This is a genomic window from Longispora albida DSM 44784, assembly GCF_000379825.1.
In the GTDB taxonomy this organism is placed as follows: Bacteria; Actinomycetota; Actinomycetes; order Mycobacteriales; family Micromonosporaceae; genus Longispora; species Longispora albida.
On record NZ_KB903834.1, the window covers coordinates 482,005 to 502,599 of the forward strand.

The window sequence follows — 20,595 nt, forward strand, 5'->3', positions numbered from 1 at the left end:
CCTAGCACCGAGGGCGCCGTTGCCCCACCGGGCCAGCGTACGGGCCGCCTGGTCCGCTACCCCAAAAGTAACGCCGAGATCACGCCGGCCACACGACGTTGACCAGGGGTTCTCCGGCCTCGTACCGGCGGGCCTGTGCCACGACCAGCTTCCGGGCTCTCGGCACGAAGGCTGAGGTGAGGCCCCCGACGTGCGGGCTGATCAGAACGTTCGGCGCGCGCCACAGCGGGTGGCCGGCCGGGAGCGGTTCCGGGTCGGTCACGTCGAGGGCCGCGCGCAGCCGGCCGGACTCCAGCTCGGCCACGAGTGCGTCCGTGTCCACGACTGGCCCGCGCGCCACGTTCACCAGGAGCGCCCCGGTACGCATCGACGCCAGGAACTCCTTGCCGGCCAGGCCACGGGTCTCCTCGGTCAGCGGCGTGATCAGGATGACGACGTCGGCCCAGGGCAGGATGCCGGCGATCTCGGAGATCGGCTCGACGCCGGGCCGGGCGGTACGGGCCACCCGGCGCACGTTGACCTCGAAGCCGGCCAGCCGCCGCTCGATGGCCTCGCCGATCGAGCCGTACCCGACGATCAGCACGTTCGCGTCGGCCAGCGAGGGCCGCCAGTCCTTGGCCCACTCCCCCCGGTCGCCGGCCCTGACGTACCCGGCGATGTTCCGCTGGGCAGCCAGGGTCAACGCCAGGGCCAGCTCCGCCGTCGACGCGTCGTGCACGCCCTTCGCGTTGGCCAGGGTCAGGCCCTCGCGGAGGTGGGGCAGCACGTGCTCGTACCCGGCCGTCAGCGCCTGCACCACGCGCAGCCGGGGCATCCTCGCGATGTGCGCGACGGTCTCCGGCTTGAAGCCGTACGGCAGGGCGTAGAACTCCACCTCGTCGAGTTCGGCCTGGCTGGGCAGTGGCACGTCGCCGTCGTACATGCCGGGAGCGAGGTCGGACAGGTCAGCTGCGGCCTCGGGGAGCGAGATCAGATAGCGCACGGGACAATGATGGGGTGTTCCGAGAGTTCAGGCAGTGGTTCGACCCGCACGAAGTCCGTGAGACGGGCGACACACCCGACTACCGGTTCTCCCTCGCCAACGAGCGGACCTTCCTCGCCTGGCTGCGCACGGCCCTCGCCCTGACCGGCGGCGGGCTGGCCGTGGCCCAGTTCGTCGACACGCCGAAAGCCCCGTACCTGCGGACGGTCGTCGCCGTCGTCCTGCTCGTCCTGGGCGCGGTGTGCGCGATCCGGGCGGTCGACCACTGGATCCGGTGCGAGCGGGCGATGCGCTCGGGGGCCGACCTGCCGGCCCAGCGGTTCCCAGCGGTGCTGGCGCTCGTGGTCGGTGCCGGAGCGCTGGGCCTGATCGTGCTGGTCCTGGCCGGCGGCCTGAGCAGATGAGCCCCGGGCTGGTACGCGACGCCGGGCTCCAGCCGGAACGAACCCGGCTGGCATGGCGGCGCACCGTCCTCACGGGAGCGGTGGTCGTGCTGCTGGGGGCTTCCAGGCCGCTCCTCGTCGCGGCTGCCGTCGTCACGTGGCTGGCCCTGCTGCGCGTCGCGCACTGGCGCATCCTGAGCCTGGCCAGCCCCCGCCCCGACCGGCTACACCGGCCGACGGCCCTGCTGGCCGCCGGCGCGGTACTGACGATGGCTCTTCTGGGTTTGCTGTCCTTGTTCTAAGCGAAAGCCGACAGGCCGGTCAGCTTCTGTCCGATCACCAGCTGGTGGACCTCGCTGGTGCCCTCGTAGGTCAGCACGCTCTCCAGGTTGTTCGCGTGCCGCATGATCGGGTACTCGCCGGAGATCCCGTTCGCGCCGAGCATCGTCCGGCAGGTACGCGCGATGGCGATCGCCTCGCGGACGTTGTTGAGCTTGCCGACGCTGACCTGCTCCGGCTTGAGCTGGCCGGAGTCGGCGAGCCTGCCGAGGTGGTGGGCGAGCAGCCAGCCCTTCTGGTACTCCAGCGTCAGGTCGGCCAGCTTGGCCTGGGTGAGCTGGAAGCCGGCCAGCGGGCGGCCGAACTGGGTACGCGTCGTGGTGTAGTCGATCGCCGTCTCCAGGCAGTCACGGGCTGCACCCAGCGCGCCCCACACGATGCCGTAGCGGGCCTCGGTCAGGCAGGACAGCGGGGCCTTGAGCCCGCGAGCCTCGGGCAGCTGGGCGCTGGCGGGCAGCCGGACCCGGTCGAAGACCAGCTCACCGGTTGCCGACGCGCGCAGCGAGAGCTTGTTGTGGATCTCGTTGACGGTCACGCCGGGCAGGTCCAGCGGCACGACGAAGCCGGTGACGCCCTGGTCGACCTTCGCCCAGACCACGGCCAGCTCGGCGACCGGAGCGTTGGTGATCCACATCTTCGTACCGGTGAGCAGCCAGTCGTCGCCGTCGCGGACCGCGCGCGTGGTCATGCCGGCCGGGTCGGAGCCGTGGTCGGGCTCGGTCAGGCCGAAGCAGCCGATCGCCTCGCCAGCCGCCATCCGGGGCAGCCACTCCTGCTTCTGCTCCTCGGAGCCGTACTTCCAGATCGCGTACATCGCCAGCGAGCCCTGCACGCTGACCAGGCTGCGGACGCCGGAGTCACCGGCCTCCAGCTCCAGGCAGGACAGGCCGTAGGCGACCGCGGAGACGCCGGCGCAGCCGTAGCCGGTGAGGTGCGCGCCGAGCAGGCCGAGCTTGCCCAGCTCCCTGGCCAGGTCACGGACCGGCGTGACGCCCGTTTCGTACCACTGCGCGACGTGCGGCCGCACGACGTCACCCACGAGCCGGCGGACGCTGTCCGCGAAGGCAGCCTCCTCGGCGGTGAGGAGGGAATCGAGGGCCAGAAGTTCCTGCGGAGTCACCCGGTCGGTCATGAGGCCCAACTTAGGGCATCATTGCCGGGTATGACGACTGCACCCTTCCACCAGGCAATATCGACGGACGACGACCCCGGGGCGGCCCCCGCGCGGCCGGTGTCCGGGCCGCGCCTGGTCATCTCGTCCGCCCTGGCCGGGCTGGCCGTGATCGCGGCGATCGCCACCAAGTTCCTCGACGAGTACTCGGTGAAGCGCGGCGGCGAGGACGTCGGCGACATCGGCCGGGGCATGAGCTTCTTCGGCGAGACGTCCCTGACCAGCGGCTACGGGTACCTGACCTCGCTGTTCGCCCTGGCGGCCCTGCTGATCACCGCCCTGGTCAGCACCGGGAGGCTCAACATCGCCGCCCGGCTGGCCGCCGCCGGTACCGGCCTGTACGCGATCGCCACGCTCTTCGCGATGAAGATGATGATCGCTGACCAGCTCAACCTGGACTCCGGCCCGAGCCCTGACGGCCTGAACCGGGTACCGGTCGAGAAGGTCGAGGTCACGCTCACCACCGGTGGCTACACCGCGCTCGCCGCGATCGTCCTGCTCACCGCGGCCGTGGTGATCGCCGGGCCGGCGCTGTCGAGCCTGCCGGCGATGGCGAAGGTACGGGCGAAGACGGCCGGGGCCGGCGAAGACCCCGAGGACGGCCGCGAGATCCAGGTGACGGCCGGCTAGAGAGATCAGCTCAGCTCGAGCACCCGGGCGTGGATGGTGGTCCGCTGCTGGAGCGCGGCCCGCAGCGCCCGGTGCACGCCGTCCTCCAGGTACAGCGCGCCCTCGAACCGGACCACGTGCGGGAAGAGGTCGCCGTAGAAGGTGGAGTCGTCCGCGAGCAGCCGGTCCAGGCCGAGTTCACGCTTGGTGGTGATGAGCTGGTCGAGCCTGACCGGGCGTGGCGGGATGTCGGCCCACTCCTTGAGGGTCAGGCCGTGCTCCGGGTACGGCTTGCCATCGCGGACCGCTTTGAAAATCACCTACTGAGCGTATCGCCCGGCGCAATTCCCCACGTCCCCCGCCAGCTCTCGCCCGGCGCGATGGTGACCAGGTCCCGCCCGGAGCGCAGCGCGTCGGGCGGGCAGGTCATCGGCTCGATCGCGACCGCGCGCCGGTCCCGGCCACCGGGCAGCCCGTCGGCGGTGAACACCTGGAGCCAGCGGAAGGACTCCCCGGCCCACAGGCTGACCGCCCGGCCGTCCGGCGCGGTGAGCACGCCGTGCACGCGGCCCTCGCCGTCGCGGGACGGGAGGCCGAAAGTGGTGTCGAGGCGGACGCCGGCCAGCTTGCGGCCTGCGGTGAAGTCGTAGGAGCTGTCGCCGACCCGGGCCGCGCCGATCGGCAGAAGGCGGCCGTCGGTCAGCAGGCGGGAGCCCATGCTCAGCTGGAGTACCAGATCGTCCACAGCGACCCCGGGAATCCGGAGATAAGGATGGCTCCCCAGCCCGAACGGCGCGGGGTCCTCCCCGGTGTTGGTGGCCTCGTGCTCGGCGGTCAGCCCGCCGGGGCCGACCGACCACCGGGTGCGCAGCCGGATCGCGAAGGGATAGCCGGGCTGCGGCGGCAGGTCGTAGCCCACGGTGACCGCGTCGGCCGCCTGGTCGACCAGGTACCACGGCACCCAGTTGACCAGCCCGTGGATCGCGTTGTGGTGGTCGGGCTCGGTGAGCGGCAGCTGCTGGTAGACGCCGCCGAAGCTGTACCGGCCGTCCCGCACCCGGTTCGGCCATGGGGCGAGCACCTGCCCGGCGGCGGCCGGAGCCACGTCGCCGGGGCCGTAGCCGTCCACATAGTCCTCTGTGCCGGCGGAGTAGCCGCGCAGGCCACCGCCGACCTGGGCAATCACTGCCCGGTGCGCGCCCGCCGCGATGGACCACTCCATAGCCGCCGACCATAGCGCTTCAGCACACCAGACAAAACCCCCAACTGAACTTACGGCGAAAGGCGCTCGACGATCCAGCCGGCCGCCGAGTGCCGGTACCTCAGCCGGTCGTGCAGCCTGCTCCGCCGCCCCTGCCAGAACTCGACCGTCTCCGGCACGATCCGGTACCCGCCCCAGTGATCCGGCACGGGCACCTCCTCCCCGTACCTGTCGGCGGCCGCCTCCCACTCCGTGACCAGCTCGGCCCGCCCGCCGGTCAGCACCGCGGACTGCTTCGACGCCCACGCGCCGAGCCGGGCGCCGACCGGCCGCTCCGCGAAGTACTCGGCGGTCTCGGCCCGGGTCACGCGCTCGGCCCGCCCGCAGACCACCACCTGCCGGTGCACCTCGTACCAGGGGAAGACCAGGCTGGCGTTCGGGTTGCCGGCGAGTTCCTGCCCCTTGCGCGACTGGTAGTTGGTGAAGAAGACGAGGCCGCGCGCGTCGAAGGACTTGAGGAGCACCGAGCGCGCCGAGGGCCGCCCGTCGGCCGAGGCTGTCGCGAGCACCATCGCGTTGGGCTCGGCGACGGTCAGCCTGGCGATCTCCAGCCAGCCCGCGAACTGGGCCGTCCAGTCGGCGGCGAGGTCCGCCTCGTCGAGCGGAAGATCTCCGTACTCCTGGCGCATGGCCGCCAGATTTACCGCAACGTCGTCTCTCACACAGATATCCTGTCAGCGGATCGGCCCTTCGGCCGTTTTAGGGTGGCACTCGCCACACTGCGGGGTGGTTTCCCCCCACCAGGGCCTTCCAGGGTCCAAGATGTCGCCAAAGCATCACCGGGCGCAAGGTCTCGGGCCGGAGGCGCGCAACCGGAGATTCCGTCAGACAACGATGTGCGGATCCTGGGAGTAGTGAAGATGTCCGACTTCAAGCCGGGCCTCGAGGGCGTCGTCGCCTTCGAGACCGAGATCGCCGAACCGAACCGAGAAGGCGGCTCGCTGCGTTACCGCGGCGTCGACATCGAGGACCTCATCGGGCGGGTGTCGTTCGGGAACGTGTGGGCGCTGCTGGTCGACGGGAAGTTCGGGCCGGGCCTGCCGCCGGCCGAGCCGTTCCCGGTGCCGGTCCACTCGGGAGACATCCGGGTCGACGTGCAGTCGGCCGTGGCGATGCTCGCGCCGTACTGGGGCCTCGGGCAGCTGCTCGACATCAGCGACGAGCAGGCCCGCGAGGACCTCGCGCGCGTGTCGGTGACCGCGCTGTCCTTCGTCGCGCAGTCCGCGCGCGGCGTCGGCCTGCCCGCCGTACCGCAGAAGGAGATCGACACCGCGGCCACCATTGTGGAGCGGTTCATGAAGCGCTGGCGGGGCGAGCCGGACCCGCGGCACGTGAAGGCCGTCGACGCGTACTTCATCTCGGCAGCCGAGCACGGCCTGAACGCCTCCACCTTCACGGCGCGGATCGTGGCCTCCACGGGTGCCGACGCCGCTGCCTGCATCTCGTCCGGCATCGGTGCCCTGTCCGGCCCGCTGCACGGCGGCGCGCCCTCCCGGGTGCTGCACATGCTGGAGGGCGTGGAGAAGTCCGGCAACGCCGAGGCGTACGTCAAGGGTGTCCTCGACCGCGGCGAGCGGCTGATGGGCTTCGGCCACCGGGTCTACCGGGCCGAGGACCCGCGTGCCGCCGTGCTCCGCCGCACGGCCAAGGAGCTGGGCGCGCCCCGCTTCGAGATCGCCGAGGCGCTGGAGAAGGCCGCTCTGGCCGAGCTGCACGCCCGCAAGCCCGACCGGGTGCTCGCCACCAACGTCGAGTTCTGGTCGGCGGTCGTCCTCGACTTCGCCGAGGTGCCGGCCCACATGTTCACCTCGATGTTCACCTGCGCCCGGGTGGCCGGCTGGTCCGCGCACATCCTGGAGCAGAAGAAGCTCAACCGGATCGTGCGCCCGGCGGCCCGCTACGTCGGCCCCGCCGCGCGCAAGCCGGAGGACGTCGAGGGCTTCGACCAGATCGCCCGGTAGACAGCTCTCTTTACTGAATCACCGTTAAGGGGCCGCTTTCCAGCGGCCCCTTTTCATTGGATAGTGTCGTGGGTAACGGCAGCGTCGCCGGGCAGATCATTCTTCGGTACCCCGAGAGGGCACGCACGTGATCATTCCCGAGAACCTCAAGCCCGCCGACGGCCGGTTCGGCTGTGGCCCGTCCAAGGTCCGCCCCGAGGCTGTGGCAGCGCTCGCCGCGGCAGCGCCCACCTTCCTCGGTACCTCCCACCGGCAGAAGACCGTGAAGAACGAAGTCGCCAGGCTCCGGCGCGGGCTGGCTGAGCTGTTCAGCCTCCCCGAGGGGTACGAGGTGGTGATCGGCAACGGCGGCACCACGGCCTTCTGGGAGGTCGCCACGTTCGGCCTGGTCCAGGAGAAGGCGAAGTTCGCCTCGTTCGGCGAGTTCGGCGCCAAGTTCGTGTCCTCGGTGAAGGCCGCGCCGTTCCTGGCTGAGCCGATCGTGCAGAAGTCCGAGCCGGGCAGCGCCCCCGTACTGACCGCCGAGGCCGGCGTGGACGTCTACGGCTACCCGCAGAACGAGACCTCGACCGGCGTCTCCGTGCCGGTGACCCGGGTGGCCGGTGCCGATCCGGGCGCGCTGATGCTGGTCGACGCCACGTCGGCGGCCGGCGGCCTCGCGGTCGACATCGCCGAGACCGACGTGTACTACTTCGCCCCGCAGAAGTGCTTCGGCTCCGAGGGCGGGCTGTGGATCGCGATCATGTCCCCGGCCGCGATCGAGCGGGCGTTCGCGATCAAGGCGAGCGGGCGGTACATCCCGGCGTTCCTGGACCTGGTGACCTGCATCGAGCAGTCCCGGCTGGAGCAGACGTACAACACGCCCTCGCTGTCGACGGTGTTCCTCGCCGCCGAGCAGACCGACTGGATGGTGGCGAACGGCGGGCTCGACTGGTGCGCGAAGCGGACGGCCGAGTCGGCGGCGGTGCTCTACGACTGGGCGGCGGCGTCCGACGTGGCCACGCCGTACGTGACCGACCCGGCGCTGCGGTCCAACGTGGTCGCCACGATCGACTTCGCGGACTCGGTGGACGCGGCGGCGATCGCCAAGGCGCTGCGGGCCAACGGGATCGTGGACACGGAGCCGTACCGTAAGCTTGGCCGCAACCAGCTCCGGATCGCCCTCTTCCCGAGCGTCGATCCGTCCGATGTGGCCGCGTTGACCAGCTGCATTGACTTTGTCCTTTCTGAACTGTAATTAATCTTGCACAGCGGCACGCGGCGCCAAATTCCGCGTGCCGCTGCTGGCTTTTTGCCCACTTTTGAGGTACTCGGAGTCCAGATAGCTCCGGCGTGGCTCGCACCGAGCCGCTAAGGTTCGTCGTACGGTGTCTAGACAGGCGCCCCCGACGGGACGGAGGATCGCGATGCGGCCGGTACGCTTCGTCGCCCTCTCCGAGGACGGCCAGGCGCTGGTACTCGCCGACGAGGTCGGACGACTGCTGGCGCTCCCCATCGACGAGCAGATGACCTCTGCCCTCCGGCACGACCGGACGGCGCTGCGCACGCATCCGGCGAGCCCGGCCGTCAGTTCCCAGACCGCGCTGTCCCCACGGGACATCCAGGCCCGGATCAGGGGCGGCGAGTCCGCAGAGGACGTGGCCCGGGTCGCAAACGTGCCCGTCGACCGCGTCCTGCGGTACGCGGGGCCGGTGCTCCAGGAGCGGGCCATGCTCGCCCAGCACGCCCGCCGTACCCGGCTGCGCACCTCCGACCGTGGCGCCTCGCTGGCCGAGGTCGTCGACGCGCGCCTCGGCAAGCACGGGGTGGACGCGGAGAAGGTCTCCTGGGACGCGTACCGGCGTGACGACGGCACGTGGCGCGTGGTCGCGACCTGGCCGAGCGGCAAGGCGACAGCCCAGGCCGTCTGGGAGCTGGACAAGGCCCGGCAGGTCGTCATCCCGTCCGACGACATGTCCCACTACCTGTGCACCGAGCGCCCCGCACCACTGCTCGGCCAGGACCCGCTGCCCGAGCCGCACAGCAAGGGCCACGACCCGGTCGGCCCGGCCGCCCGCCCGCTGCGCCCCGCCGACCAGCTCGGCGAGGCCCGCAAGCAGGCGGCAGACCCGATCCGCTCGGGCCGCGACGCGCTGCTGGCCTCCCTGGAGCGCCCGCTCGACCGGCCCGGCCGCGGGCTGGAGCCCGCCGCCCGGCCGTCGAAGAGCGGGACGTTGTCGGTCTCCGCGTTCGCCGAGGACGACAGCGACGCCCCGAAGGAGATCCCGGCTGTGCCCTCGCTGGCCGTGCTCCGGCCTCGGCGGACGACGCCCGCGACTCCGGCCGCCGGCGCGGACAGTACAGCGGACAAACCCCGCAAGAAGCTCCCCAGCTGGGACGATGTGCTGTTCGGCAGCGCGCCGGCCACCCCCGGCCAGGCCACTTCCTGACCCGATCTTGGTGTGGACCATCACAGGTCGTTTCACAAACTAATGAGTTAGGCTAACGATCGTGATGGTTCGGCCCTCGGAGAGCCAGGCACTCCTCGCCGCGACGTTGCGGCGGGCGATCATGCGGCTCAACCGCGGACTACGCCGGGCGCGCCCGGTCAGCGTTCTCACGCCGAGTCAGTTCTCGGCCCTGACCAGTATCGATCTGGCCGGGACCCTGACTCCCCGCGAGCTCGCCGACGCAGAGCGCGTCCAGCCGCCGACGATGACCAAGATCGTGGCCAAGCTCGAAGAGCACGGCCTGATCCAGCGGGCTCCCCACCCGACCGACGGCCGCCAGGTGATCCTGACGGCCAGCGAAGCGGGCAGGGAGCTCCTCGGGGACAGCACCCGGGCCAGGGACGCCTGGCTCGCCGAGCGCCTCGCGGACCTCGATCCCGAAGACCGCGAGACGCTCAGCAGGGCCGCCGAGGTGCTGGAGCGCATCGCCCGGTCATAGCTTCGCCCGTGCGCCGGACCATCCCGCGTCAGACGACCACTGTCTACGTAGGGGGCGCATTACAGCGTGTTTCATTCTCTCCGGGTCAGAAACTACAGGCTCTTCGTCACCGGACAATTCATCTCCCTCATCGGCGCCTGGATGCAGTTCGTCGCCCAGGACTGGTTGGTGCTGCAACTCTCTGACAACTCCGGGACAGCCCTCGGGGTGATCACCGCGTTGCAGTTCCTGCCGATCCTGGTCCTGACCCTGTGGGCCGGGAAGCTCGCCGACCGCTATGACAAGCGCAAACTCCTGATCTTCGCGAACGCCGCCTGGGGTGTGCTCGCGATCGCCCTCGGCCTGCTGGTCGTCAGCGGCCACGTGCAGCTCTGGCACCTGTTCGTCTCCGCGGCGCTTTTCGGCTCGATCAACGCGATCGAGGTACCGATCCGGCAGTCGTTCGCCGGTGAGCTCGTCGGTACGGACCTGCTGCCCAACGCGCTGTCGCTGTCGGCGGCCACGTTCAACACCGCCCGGATCATCGGGCCGGCGCTCGCCGGTGTCGGGATCGCGTGGCTCGGTACCGGGCCGGTGTTCCTGCTCAACGCGCTCACGTACCTCGGGCCGCTGGCCGGCCTGATCATGATGCGGTCGGCCGAGCTGCACCGGGCGGCCCCGTCGCGGACCCCGGCGAAGATCTCCGACGGGCTGCGGTACGTGCGGCGGCGGGCCGACCTGATGCTCCCGATGGCGATGATGGGCGTGATCGCGATGCTCGGGTACAACTTCAACCTCACGCTGGCGATCATGTCGAAGACGGTGTTCCACAATGGAGCGGCGTCGTTCGGGCTGCTCACCTCAGCCCTCGCTGGCGGGGCGCTCATGGGTGCGCTGGCCGGGGCCAAGCGGCGGGCACGCCCTTCGGTGTTCGTGGTACTCGGCGGGGCACTCCTCTTCGGGGTGCTGGAGACGATCCTCGGCTTCGCCCCGACCTACTGGACCATGATCGCGCTGCTCTTCCCGACCGGCTTCGCGATGGTGTACCTGGCGCAGGCGTGCAACCAGCGCGTGCAGATGGGCGTGCCGGCCGAGTACCGGGGCCGGGTGACCGCGCTCTACATGATGGTCTTCGCCGGGACGAACCCGATCGGCGCGCCGATCGTCGGCTGGCTGGCCGAGCACGTCAGCCCCCGGTCGAGCATCTGGGTCGGCGGGCTGACCGCGATCGTCGTCGCGATCACCGCGCTGGTCGTCCGGATCAGGCTGCGGGGCGCTGACGACCTGCGGGTGGCGGTGCCTGCCCTGGCCAGGCTGGCCCGGTAGTACCTCCTGCTCTCGGCAGGGTCCGTGGTGGTCACGGGCCTCTGCCGGTTCACACGTTGGGGCCGAAAATGTCGTACGGGCGTGTGAAGGTTGCAGGCATGGAGTTCTCTGATCTGCGTACCCGGCTGGCTGACGACTACGACCGGCTCGCCGCGGCCGCCGCCAGCGCCGGCCTGACCGCTCCCGTGCCCTCGTGCCCGGGCTGGACGGTCGAGGACCTGGTCCGGCACGTCGCCGAGGTGTATCTGCACAAGGTCGAGTGCATGCGGCTCGGCCAGCAGCCGGTCGACTGGCCACGCGACTTCTCGGGCGAGGAGGCGCTGGGGCTCCTCGACCGGGCGTACCGGGAGCTGGCGGCGGAGTTCGGCAGCCGTGAGCCGGAAGAGGTGCGCTACACGTGGTTCAAGCCCGACCAGAGCGTCGGGTTCTGGATCCGGCGGATGGCGCACGAGACCGTCGTCCACCGGCTCGACGCCGAGCGCGCCGCCGGGCAGGTGAGCCCGGTGCCCGCCGACCTCGCGCTGGACGGTGTCGACGAGATGCTGAAGGTCTTCCTCGAAGGCTGGACGACGATGTGGCCGGAGGACTTCCCGCTGGCCGACGGGCCCGCCATCACCGTGCACAGCGGCGGCCGCTCGTGGACGGTGCAGCCGGGTACCGAGCGGGTCGTGGTCACGGACGGGGCCGAGGTGGCCGCCGGGACCAGGATCAGCGCCGAGCCGGAGCAGCTGATGCTGTGGCTGTGGGCCCGGGCCGGCGACGACACCGTCAAGGTCGAAGGCGACCCGGCCGGGGTGGCTCACCTCCGGGAGCTGCTGGCTGTCACCACCCAGTGAGGATCACGGTCAACTGGCTGGCGCATCCGCTCCTGACGCGCCTAGCCTGGTGACGTGGCCGCGTTGCATGCCGCTGCCGTCGCCGTCGCCCTGACGACCCTGGCCGCGAGCCCGATCCTGATCGCCTGGCTGGTCGTCCGCGCTGACGACCTCGCCGGGTACGCGGACGATGTCATCGAGAGGCTGCCCGGCCCGCTCGGGCACGAGCCGACCGCCCGACACCGGCCGATCGAGGACATCGCCGCCGACCTGCGCCGCCTGGCCGCCGAGCTGCGCGCCCCGGTGCTGATCCCGGCGGAGCTGGCCGAGCTGGAGCAGGACGAGCGCGAGGCCGTCGAACTCGACCGGCTGGCCCGGCAGCTGGAGGGCATGGAACAGGGCATCGAGCCGGCCGAGGTCGCCACGCCCTCGGCCGAGACCCTGCGCCGCGCCGCCCAGTGGCGGGCCGAGCTGCGCCGCGAGGCCGTGTGGATCTCCTACGACGAGGCACTGCGGGACGCGTGCCGGGCGCTCGGCGTGCCACACCACCTGGACACCGTGGTCGGCGTGGAACTGGCCGCCGAGCGGATCCGGGTCGAGGAGGATTTGATCGAGGCGGGGCTGCGGGTCCGGTGAGATCGGTGCCCGGTCAGGCGCCGATCGCGGATTCGATCGGGCCGCGGAGGAAGTAAAGGACGAAGAGGGCCGCGATCAGCCAGAGCAGGACGTGGACGGAGCGTGCCTTGCCCTTGACGACCTTGAGCAGGACGAACGAGATCACGCCGGCGCCGATGCCGTTGGAGATCGAGTACGTGAAGGGCATCAGGACGATGGTGAGGAAGGCCGGGATCGCTATCTCGTAGTCGGTCCAGTCGATCGTGCGGACGGCCGTCATCATCAGGAAACCGACGACGACGAGCGCCGCCGTGGCCGCCTCGAAGGGCACGACCGTCACGAGCGGGGCGAGGAACATCGCCGCGAGGAACAGGCCGCCGGTGACCAGGTTGGAGACGCCGGTACGGGCACCTTCGGCGACGCCTGCCGCCGACTCGATGTACGAGGTGTTGGAGGAGACGCTGGCCGCGCCGCCGGCCGCAGCCGCGATCGAGTCGACGAGCAGGATCTCGCGGGACCGTGGCGGGTTCCCCTCGGCGTCGAGCAGGCCGCCCTCCTGGCCGACGGCCACCATCGTGCCCATCGTGTCGAAGAAGTCGGTCAGCAGCAGGGTGAACACGAACATCAGCGCGACCACCCAGCCCGCCCGCTGCCACGAGCCGAACAGGTCGAACTTGCCGACCAGGCTCAGGTCGGGTACGTCCACAATGGTGGATGGCAGCTTGGGGACGTTGAGCTGCCAGCCCTTGGGGTTTCCGGCACTGGAACCGATCTTCGCGACCGACTCGACGGCGATGGCGAGGGCGGTCGTGCCGACGATACCGATCAGGAACGCGCCGCGTACCCGGCGGATGACGAGGACCAGCAGGCCGAGCAGGCCGAGGACGAAGACGAGGGTCGGCCAGCCGAGCAGCTTGCCGCCGGTACCCATGCCGATCGGCGGGGTGGGCACGCCGGTCGAGCGGACGAAGCCGGCGTCCACGAAGCCGATCAGCGCGAGGAACAGGCCGATCCCGGCGCCGATGGCCGCCTTGAGCTGGATGGGTACTGCCTTGAAGACGGCGGTGCGCAGGCCGGTGAGTACCAGGATCGTGATGATCAGGCCCTCGATGACGACCAGGCCCATCGCGTCGGCCCAGGTCATGTGCGGGGCGATCTCGTAGGCGATCATCGCGTTGACGCCGAGGCCAGCCGCGAGGGCCAGCGGGAAGCGCGCGACGACGCCCATGAGGATCGTCATCAGCCCGGCGACCAGTGCGGTGGCCGCGGCCAGGGCCGGGGTGCTGAGCTTGGCTCCGGTGATGTCCTTGGCCCCGCCGAGGATCAGCGGGTTGAGGACGACGATGTAGGCCATCGTGAAGAAGGTGGCGAGCCCGCCGCGCACCTCCCGGCTGATGGTCGAACCCCGGGCGCTGATCTGGAAGTACCTGTCGAAGCCTGTCACCTGGAGATCTTTACATTGGGTCATTGCGTATCCCGGTATTGGGTCTTGTCCTGAGGTGGTGCGGGCTGCCAGGTTGTCCGGATGAAGAAGATTCTCGGCGCGCTGGCCGCCGGGGTGCTCGCCTTCGGGCTGGGTACCCCGGCGTATGCCGCGGCCCCTCCGCCAGAGTTCGGTACCGACTGGGACGACCCGACGACCGCCGCCCCGGCCGTCGAGCGCCCGGCCGGGCACTCGTGCACGGTGCAGATCGTCGACCACAAGTTCGTGAACTTCACGCCGTTCACCGGGACGTATGTGCCGCCGGGTGGGTGTGGCGCCGCCGGTAGCTGGAGCAAGGTCGTGCTTGATCTGCACGGGGCGGTGAAGGGGCGGCAGTTCGACCGGCTCGGCGCCCTGTCGCTGGGCGGGGTGACCATCTTCAAGACGTCCACTCCGGAGCCGTCGGCTGATGGCATCCAGTGGCACGTCGAGAAGGACGTCACCCAGTACTCGGCGCTGCTGAAGAGTGAGCAGCCGATCTGGATGCTGATCGGGAACGTGGTCAACGAGACGTACACCGGGATTCTCGACGTCCAGGTGAGCCTGACGTTCTACACGGGTGCCGCGGCGAAGGTCGTTGGGCCGGATCATGTGTACGGGGCCACGCCGCACACGGTGCAGGCGCTGGACGGGCTGCACCGGGAGGGGCCGGACCAGGTCGGCACGGTGACTGTGGACCGGAAGACGGAGCGGCTCGTCGCGGAGGTGTACGCGACCGGGTCGGGCGGTGGCTGCGAGGAGTTCTGGTACACGGTGGCGCCGGCGGACACGGCGTACTCGTGCGCGTACGCGAGCGGACCGTACCGCGAGGTCCAGGTGCTGATCGACGGGAAGCTGGCCGGCATCGCCTCCCCGTACCCGCACATTTACACCGGCGGATGGTCGAACCCGTTCCTGTGGTACGCGGTGCCGGCGCCGAGGGCGTTCAGCATCCGGCCGCTGAGCTATGACCTGAGCCCGTTCCTCGGGCAGCTGACGGACGGGGCCGCGCACCGGGTCTCGGTCCGGGTGGTCGGCGTGCCGGAGGGCCAGGTCGGCTGGGACGTTCCGACGAACATCCTCGGGTGGCAGGGTGCCGGTGTCGTGACCGGTACTGCCGTGGAGACCGCCGACTACCCGGCGAGCAACGTCGTGACGGCCGGGGGCATGCGGGTCGCGGTGAAGGCCGGGCACCGGTTCACGGCGTCGGCGACGTTGCGGACCGCGAGCGGCCAGGTCCAGGTGAGCGTGGACCAGACGGTCGGCAACGACAGCGTCCACACCTGGTCGGAGGGCGAGAACCACGACGAGCTGAACGCGACGTGGACCGACGCCTCGGTGGTCAGCCGGCTGGGTGCCGGGCCGGGGACGGGAATCGTCAAGGACACGAAGCGGTTCACCGTGAACGGGTACATCGACGTGAACTCCGCCAACCGGCTCGTCACGAAGCTGACCCTGGGCGACTACCAGAACTGGAGCCGGATCGGCGGCGGGCCGATCGAGCGCTTCAAGCTGGAGGACGTGTTCGACGGGGAGGCCGGCTTCACGCTGGGCGTCCCGAGGCCCGAGCGGCACGCGACGGGGACGTCGCAGGAGACGTACAAGCTGAACGGCGTGACCCGGATCGTCAAGACGGTCAACGGGTACCGGGTGTGAGTTAGGTACGACGCTCCGGGCCCGGTGGCGGGGTGGTTGTGGCGCGAGTCATGACCGGTCGCCGCCGGGCCCGGGGCCTTGCGGCCGGAGCTTGGGTACGTCTGAGCGGTACGGGCGTTCTGTTTCGTCTCGCCCGGGACGATCACGCTCGGTACGCTGGCCCCGTGACCAGGAGACCCGAGCCGCGTGAGCCGCACAAGTCGTTGGAGTCGCGGCCCGAGCCCGAGCCGCTGGATCTCCCGGGTACGCCGTTCGCGGTGGCGGGGATCGCGCTGTGGGCTGTGGCATGGGTGGCCGTGAAGGCCTTCGGCGGGTCGGAGGTCTGGGGGCAGATCTGCCTGGCCGGTGTGCTGGTGGGGATCCCGGGGCTGCTCACGATGATCGTGCATGATCGCGGACGGCGGAATCGGAAGCAGCGGGAGGCTGTGTAGCCGCTGGGTTCCCGGCGTCAGCCGGGGAGTTCGGACAGGAGGGGCGAGTCCAGCAGGTCGGCTACGGCTATGCCACCGAGCACCGGGTACCTCTCCCCCAGCTGGTCCAGCAGCCACGGCTGGTCGATCACGACCACCTGGGCGGCCGGTACGACCAGGCCGGGTGCCACGCGGACCCGGGCCGGTGGTTCCAGCCCGAAGTCGGCCGCCGCGATCCGCTGGTACACGACGGCCAGTAGTTCGGCCTGGACGGTCAGTTCGGGGTCGGCGAGCCGGTCGAGCAGGTCGGCGCACGCGTCGCGGTCGTCGAGGATCTGGTCGAGCCCGCTCCACGCGCCGAACGCCGTCATGCGCTCGTCGACGAGCCGGTACAGCCCGGCCAGTTCCGGGGCGACGGTCGCGGCCCGGGGTACGACGCCGTCGAGGATGGGCTGCTGGGCGAGCCACCACTTCGTGTACGAGGGCACCGTCATCGGTGAGCCGTCGGCCAGCATCACGCGGCACGGGGCGTCGATGGCGCGCCGGAGTTCGAGGAGCATGGGCAGCGCCGTGTCCCAGTCGTCGACCCATTCCAGGTCGCGTACCGCGACGAGGTGCTCGATCAGGACGTCCGGTCCCCAGGCAGCCGCCCAGTCCTCTGCGCCGTCGAGGTGCAGGTCGTCCAGTTCGGACAGGAGCACGTCCGAAGCTTCGACGATCGGGAACGTTTCCAGGACGCCGACCGCGAGGAGCGCGTCCCGGTCGCCGTCCAGCGCGATGCCGTAGGGCGCGTCGGGGCTGACGACCTCGGCCAGCCGGCCGCCGGGGAGCAGCAGCTCGCCTGCCGGGTACCAGTCGCCGTCCTCGGCAACGAGTGCCAGTTCGGCGAGCCATGGTTCCTCGCCGGGCTGGAGTCCGGCCGCTGCGGCCAGGGCCAGCACGGTTTCCGCCACTCGGGACGGTTCTTCGCTGTCGAAGGATTCGGCCACGGCGGCTCGTACAAAATCATCCGCCAGGACCGATCGCGGTGTCGCAGGCCGGGCACCCAGCTTTTCCAGCAGCGGATGTGCGGCTTCGGGGTGGACGACGCGGAGGCCGAGGCCTTCGACCGGCGGCAGGTCGCCGTCGGGCAGCAGCAGGCCCTTCGGCCCGGTCACCGTGCGGCCGTCAGCCAGCGGCACGGGCAGTGCGCCCAGCTCACCGGGGTCCTCGGCCTTGAGGCCGTCGTACAGGGCGTGCCACCAGCGGGGTTCGCGGTGCTGGCCCTGCACGAGTTCCACGATGTCGGCGACACCAGGGCTGTTCAAACCCTTGATCTTGTACCAGCCGGCTGGCAGCACACCATCCAGCGCCTCACCCAGCACGTCGACCAGGGCGTCGGGCACAGCGATCGCGTCACGCATGGTCAGGTTGCCGGGCAGCCACGGCCGCTCGGCGAGGGTGTCGCGCAGCCGGTCGCGGAGCTGCGCGTCGAACCCGCTGACCGGGAAGCCCCCGGCCAGGAAGAGTTTCGCTTCCTCCGGGGTCGCGATCAGGTCGGCGATCGTCTCCGCGGCCTGGGCGACCAGGAAGCTGGTCAGCTCGCTGTCCGGGATGTGCTGGCGGCTCGCGTCGAGCGGGAAGGTGCCGATCAGCCGGACCGGCAGGCTGATCCGCTCTGCGCTCGGCGTCGGCGCGTGGACCACTTCCTCGTCAGCCACCGGGCCGAGAGCGGCGATCATCCACCAGCCGGTCCGGTTCTGTTCCTCGGCTGGCCGGCCGGCCAGCAGCGCGGCGTCGAGCGTCCCGCTCCGCCGGGCGATCTTCCATTCCTTCTCGACCTCGGCCTTGCTGTACACGGTGCCGAGGAAGTCCACAGTGTCCAGATCGAGCGCGAGCAGCAGCGTCGGATCGAACTCGGCGCGCCAGCCACCCCGCAGCGGCAGCCGTACCTCGACGGCCCAGCCGTCCTCCGGCTCGCCCGTCGTCTCCCACGGCAGCCGCAGCACCGGTACGGCCTTGCGCCGGTCGGCCTCCGCGACGAGATGCGGAACGTCGTCGATCGCGTCACGGGTCAGCGCCTTGGAGAACCGGACTCCGCTACCGGTCGACCGGATCTCCGGCTCGTCGGTCACGGCCAGTACTGCGGCGAAGCCCACCCCGAACCGGCCGGTCGCGCCCTCGTCCCGCTTGCTCGACGCCCGCAGCGACGTCAGCGCGTCGACCCCGGCCGCGGTCAGCGGGGCGCCGTTGTTGGCCACGCTGAGCACGTCACCGTCCAGGCGTACCTGGACGGCCGTCGCCCCCGCGTCAGCCGCGTTCGTGCACAGCTCGATGAGGAGCCGGTCGGCGTACCCGCCGTGCACCAGGTCTTCCTCGGCGTTGGCGTCCTCACGGAACCGCGTCGGAGAGTCCCGCCACGCCGAGAGGATGGCCGCTCGTCGCCCCGCCAGATCAGTGCTGGTCACTCAACCGCCGCCGCTCTACTTGTGGCTAAAGTTCCTCGATAGCGGCGTCATCGTACGCGGGACCCGACGGCTCGGCCTCCGGCTGAGCTTCCGTGAACAGTTCCGAGAACGCGCCGCACGCGTGGTCGGAGGAGACCACCCGGCCGTCGTCAGCGGCGTACTCGTTGCCGCACACCCCGAAGTTCTGCTTGAGCGCGCCGGCCAGCGGCAGGTAGAAGCCGCAGCCCACGCAGCTCGCCCCGTCCGGCGCGGCCTTGGCGATCGGCGCGTTGGGCCCGTGGTCGCCCTCGTACCAGCGCTGGGCGGCGTCCTGCCGCCCGATCCGGCTGAGCACCCGTGGCCGGCCCAGGCCCAGCTCCCACTGGTCGTCCTCGACGGCAGGGTCGTCGGACATCAGGTACCCGGGGGCGAGCCGCTCGTCGTCGGGCGCGGTCGGCAGCAGGTCACCGACGCCCACGTCGCCGGCCTGGAGGCGCTCGCTCCACGGCACCCAGGCCGGGGTGGTGAGCGCCCCGTCGCCGGGCAGGAGCGCGGTCTCGCACACCGTCACGTGCTTGCTGCGCGAGATGCGGGTCACAACGACCGCCCAGCGCCAGCCCCGGTACCCGGTGAGCGTGCACTCGAAATAGTGGGTGACGAGCCGTTCACCAGTGCCTTCGGCCTCGATGTACTTGCCGACGCTGCCGTCGGCCTCTGGGATCGCTGCGAGGAGCGCCGCACGCGCGAGCTCCTGCGCGTCGGCGCACACCTGGTCAATCTTGGCCGCACGGGCACGTGGTCGGGTCGCTGCGCTGGTCACCCGCTTATTCTCGCATCATGCGAACCCTGATCGTCACGGCCGTCGAAGCCGAGGCAGCAGCTGTCCGGGCCGGTCTGCTCGCCGCCGGGCGCGACGACGCCGATGTGCACGCCGTGGGCGTCGGCATCGCCGCAGCTGCCGCGGGTACGGCTGTCCTGCTCGCCGCCCGCTCGCACGAGCTGGCCAGGCGCGGATACGAGCTGGTGGTCAGTGCCGGGATCGCCGGCGGGTTCCGGGGCCGGGCGGAGATCGGGGAGGTCGTGGTGGCCTCGGAGTCGATCGCTCCCGAGCTGGGTGCCGACTCACCTGAGGGTTTCGTGCCCATCGAGGAACTGGGGTTCGGCACGTCCCGGCTGCCCGCCGTCCCGTTCGGCTTCTCCCCCGTCGTCACCGGTTCCGTGCTGACCGTGCAGACGGTCACCGGGACGGCCGCGAGCACCGAGGCGCTGATGCTGCGGTACCCGGACGCTGTGGCGGAGGGCATGGAGGGCTTCGGCGTGGCGACGGCGGCGAGCCGGGCCGGGGTACCGTTCGCCGAGGTGCGGACGATCTCCAACCTGGTCGGGCCGCGCGACAAGTCCGCATGGTTCATCAAGGAGGCCCTGGCCGCGCTGACCACAGTGTTCGCCGAGGCCACTCCCTGAAGGAGTGCTCGTGAAGGTCGCATACTCCCCCTGCCCGAACGACACGTTCGTCTTCCACGCGCTCGCGCACGGCCTGGTACCCGGCGCGCCTGACCTCGACGTGACCTTCGCCGACGTGGACGTCACGAACACCTCGGCGCTGACCGGTGACTACGACCTGGTGAAGGTCTCCTACGCCGCGCTGCCGTGGCTGCTCGACCAGTACGAGCTGCTGCCGTGTGGCGGGGCGCTCGGCCGGGGCTGCGGCCCGCTCGTCGTGTCCCGCCCCGGCGTGAAGCCCCGCACGGTGGCCGTCCCCGGTGACCGGACCACGGCTTACCTGTTGTTCCGGCTGTGGTCGCCGGAGGAGTACGAGATCACGGTCGTCCCGTTCCACGAGATCATGCCGGGGGTCGCCGCCGGGCGCTGGGACGCAGGCTTGGTGATCCACGAGGCCCGGTTCACGTACTCCAACCACGGGCTGGTCGCGCTCGCCGATCTCGGGGAGTGGTGGGAGCGGGAGACGGGGCTGCCGATCCCGCTCGGCGCGATCCTGGCCCGGCGCGGGCTCGACACGGCAGCGCTCACCGAGTGGGTGCGGTCGTCCGTCCGGCACGCCTGGGCGCATCCGGCTGCCAGCCACGAGTACGTGATGGCCCACGCGCAGGAGCTGTCGCCGGAGGTCGCGGCCCAGCACATCGAGCTGTACGTCAACGCGTTCACCGAGGATCTGGGCGAGGAGGGGTACGCGGCGATCGAGGCGCTGCTCGGCCGGGCGGCGGAGGCTGGGCTGGTGCCCCCGTGTACGGTCCGGTAAGCCGCGACCCGT

At 70.8% G+C, this 20,595-nt stretch carries 22 protein-coding genes; 14 read left to right on the top strand and 8 right to left on the bottom strand.

Annotated features, from left to right (window positions below; all coding sequences use genetic code 11):
* Positions 1-79 precede the first annotated feature (79 nt).
* Positions 80-982 carry a 2-hydroxyacid dehydrogenase gene (locus tag A3G1_RS0122780; protein WP_018351807.1) on the bottom strand — a complete coding sequence of 301 codons (903 nt, stop codon included), beginning with the start codon at positions 980-982 and terminating at the stop codon, positions 80-82.
* Positions 983-996: 14 nt separating this feature from the next.
* Between A3G1_RS0122780 and A3G1_RS0122785 the strand changes: the two genes are divergently transcribed.
* Complete coding sequence (locus tag A3G1_RS0122785) at positions 997-1,386, top strand: YidH family protein (RefSeq protein WP_018351808.1); 390 nt, start codon at positions 997-999, stop codon at positions 1,384-1,386.
* Positions 1,383-1,667, top strand: coding sequence for a DUF202 domain-containing protein (locus A3G1_RS0122790; protein ID WP_018351809.1), 285 nt, complete (start codon positions 1,383-1,385; stop codon positions 1,665-1,667). Before A3G1_RS0122785 ends, A3G1_RS0122790 begins: the two co-directional genes overlap by 4 nt.
* Here the strand turns inward: A3G1_RS0122790 and A3G1_RS0122795 are convergent.
* Positions 1,664-2,824 (bottom strand): acyl-CoA dehydrogenase family protein, encoded by a 1,161-nt coding sequence (locus A3G1_RS0122795; protein WP_026212416.1) that lies wholly within the window; start codon positions 2,822-2,824, stop codon positions 1,664-1,666. The two genes, A3G1_RS0122790 and A3G1_RS0122795, sit on opposite strands and share 4 nt — an antisense overlap.
* Positions 2,825-2,866: 42 nt before the next feature.
* Here A3G1_RS0122795 and A3G1_RS36305 point away from each other — a divergent pair, with 42 nt between their 5' ends.
* On the top strand, positions 2,867-3,505 hold the full coding sequence (locus tag A3G1_RS36305) for a hypothetical protein (RefSeq protein WP_157641290.1): 639 nt from the start codon (positions 2,867-2,869) through the stop codon (positions 3,503-3,505).
* 5 nt (positions 3,506-3,510) lie between these two features.
* Here the strand turns inward: A3G1_RS36305 and A3G1_RS0122805 are convergent, their stop codons facing one another.
* The 3 genes from A3G1_RS0122805 to pdxH are packed head-to-tail and all read right to left on the bottom strand — an operon-like array spanning position 3,511 to position 5,374.
* Positions 3,511-3,804: a type II toxin-antitoxin system VapB family antitoxin gene (locus A3G1_RS0122805; RefSeq protein ID WP_018351812.1), complete on the bottom strand. Its 294-nt coding sequence runs from the start codon at positions 3,802-3,804 to the stop codon at positions 3,511-3,513.
* Positions 3,801-4,706 (bottom strand): aldose 1-epimerase family protein, encoded by a 906-nt coding sequence (locus A3G1_RS0122810; protein ID WP_018351813.1) that lies wholly within the window; start codon positions 4,704-4,706, stop codon positions 3,801-3,803. The genes A3G1_RS0122805 and A3G1_RS0122810 overlap by 4 nt, the downstream gene beginning before the upstream one ends.
* 50 nt (positions 4,707-4,756) lie before the next feature.
* Positions 4,757-5,374: a pyridoxamine 5'-phosphate oxidase gene (gene pdxH, locus A3G1_RS0122815; protein WP_018351814.1), complete on the bottom strand. Its 618-nt coding sequence runs from the start codon at positions 5,372-5,374 to the stop codon at positions 4,757-4,759.
* Positions 5,375-5,605: 231 nt separating this feature from the next.
* On the opposite strand from pdxH, the gene A3G1_RS0122820 reads away from it, so the two are divergent.
* The 7 genes from A3G1_RS0122820 (at position 5,606) to A3G1_RS0122850 (ending at position 12,390) form a co-directional block, all read left to right on the top strand.
* On the top strand, positions 5,606-6,706 hold the full coding sequence (locus tag A3G1_RS0122820) for a citrate synthase 2 (RefSeq protein WP_026212417.1): 1,101 nt from the start codon (positions 5,606-5,608) through the stop codon (positions 6,704-6,706).
* Positions 6,707-6,833: 127 nt separating this feature from the next.
* Positions 6,834-7,943: a phosphoserine transaminase gene (gene serC / locus A3G1_RS0122825; protein WP_018351816.1), complete on the top strand. Its 1,110-nt coding sequence runs from the start codon at positions 6,834-6,836 to the stop codon at positions 7,941-7,943.
* Between the two features lie 169 nt (positions 7,944-8,112).
* Entirely contained in the window at positions 8,113-9,135 is a 1,023-nt protein-coding gene (gene sepH, locus A3G1_RS0122830) for a septation protein SepH (protein ID WP_018351817.1), read from the top strand.
* Positions 9,136-9,199: 64 nt separating this feature from the next.
* Positions 9,200-9,634, top strand: a complete 435-nt coding sequence (locus A3G1_RS0122835) for a MarR family winged helix-turn-helix transcriptional regulator (protein WP_018351818.1) — start codon at positions 9,200-9,202, stop codon at positions 9,632-9,634.
* Between the two features lie 66 nt (positions 9,635-9,700).
* Positions 9,701-10,939 (top strand): MFS transporter, encoded by a 1,239-nt coding sequence (locus tag A3G1_RS0122840; protein ID WP_026212418.1) that lies wholly within the window; start codon positions 9,701-9,703, stop codon positions 10,937-10,939.
* A 98-nt stretch (positions 10,940-11,037) separates the two neighbouring features.
* Entirely contained in the window at positions 11,038-11,775 is a 738-nt protein-coding gene (locus A3G1_RS0122845) for a maleylpyruvate isomerase family mycothiol-dependent enzyme (protein WP_018351820.1), read from the top strand.
* Between the two features lie 54 nt (positions 11,776-11,829).
* A complete protein-coding gene (locus A3G1_RS0122850) occupies positions 11,830-12,390 on the top strand; it encodes a hypothetical protein (protein ID WP_018351821.1) in 561 nt (186 codons plus the stop codon).
* 13 nt (positions 12,391-12,403) lie between these two features.
* On the opposite strand, the gene A3G1_RS0122855 is transcribed toward A3G1_RS0122850, so the two are convergent.
* Entirely contained in the window at positions 12,404-13,813 is a 1,410-nt protein-coding gene (locus A3G1_RS0122855) for an NCS2 family permease (protein ID WP_018351822.1), read from the bottom strand.
* An 81-nt stretch (positions 13,814-13,894) separates the two neighbouring features.
* On the opposite strand from A3G1_RS0122855, the gene A3G1_RS0122860 reads away from it, so the two are divergent.
* A complete protein-coding gene (locus A3G1_RS0122860) occupies positions 13,895-15,487 on the top strand; it encodes a peptide-N4-asparagine amidase (RefSeq protein ID WP_018351823.1) in 1,593 nt (530 codons plus the stop codon).
* Positions 15,488-15,651: 164 nt separating this feature from the next.
* Complete coding sequence (locus A3G1_RS41860; RefSeq protein WP_342664505.1) at positions 15,652-15,918, top strand: DUF2530 domain-containing protein; 267 nt, start codon at positions 15,652-15,654, stop codon at positions 15,916-15,918.
* 17 nt (positions 15,919-15,935) lie between these two features.
* Here the strand turns inward: A3G1_RS41860 and A3G1_RS36310 are convergent, their stop codons facing one another.
* Both A3G1_RS36310 and A3G1_RS0122875 read right to left on the bottom strand, forming a co-directional pair.
* On the bottom strand, positions 15,936-18,344 hold the full coding sequence (locus A3G1_RS36310; RefSeq protein WP_018351825.1) for a sacsin N-terminal ATP-binding-like domain-containing protein: 2,409 nt from the start codon (positions 18,342-18,344) through the stop codon (positions 15,936-15,938).
* 25 nt (positions 18,345-18,369) lie between these two features.
* Positions 18,370-19,143 (bottom strand): DUF3027 domain-containing protein, encoded by a 774-nt coding sequence (locus A3G1_RS0122875; protein ID WP_018351826.1) that lies wholly within the window; start codon positions 19,141-19,143, stop codon positions 18,370-18,372.
* Positions 19,144-19,157: 14 nt separating this feature from the next.
* Between A3G1_RS0122875 and A3G1_RS0122880 the strand changes: the two genes are divergently transcribed.
* Both A3G1_RS0122880 and A3G1_RS0122885 read left to right on the top strand, forming a co-directional pair.
* Positions 19,158-19,787, top strand: coding sequence for a futalosine hydrolase (locus tag A3G1_RS0122880; protein ID WP_085985730.1), 630 nt, complete (start codon positions 19,158-19,160; stop codon positions 19,785-19,787).
* A 10-nt stretch (positions 19,788-19,797) separates the two neighbouring features.
* Positions 19,798-20,583, top strand: coding sequence for a 1,4-dihydroxy-6-naphtoate synthase (locus A3G1_RS0122885; RefSeq protein ID WP_018351828.1), 786 nt, complete (start codon positions 19,798-19,800; stop codon positions 20,581-20,583).
* Positions 20,584-20,595: the final 12 nt, after the last annotated feature.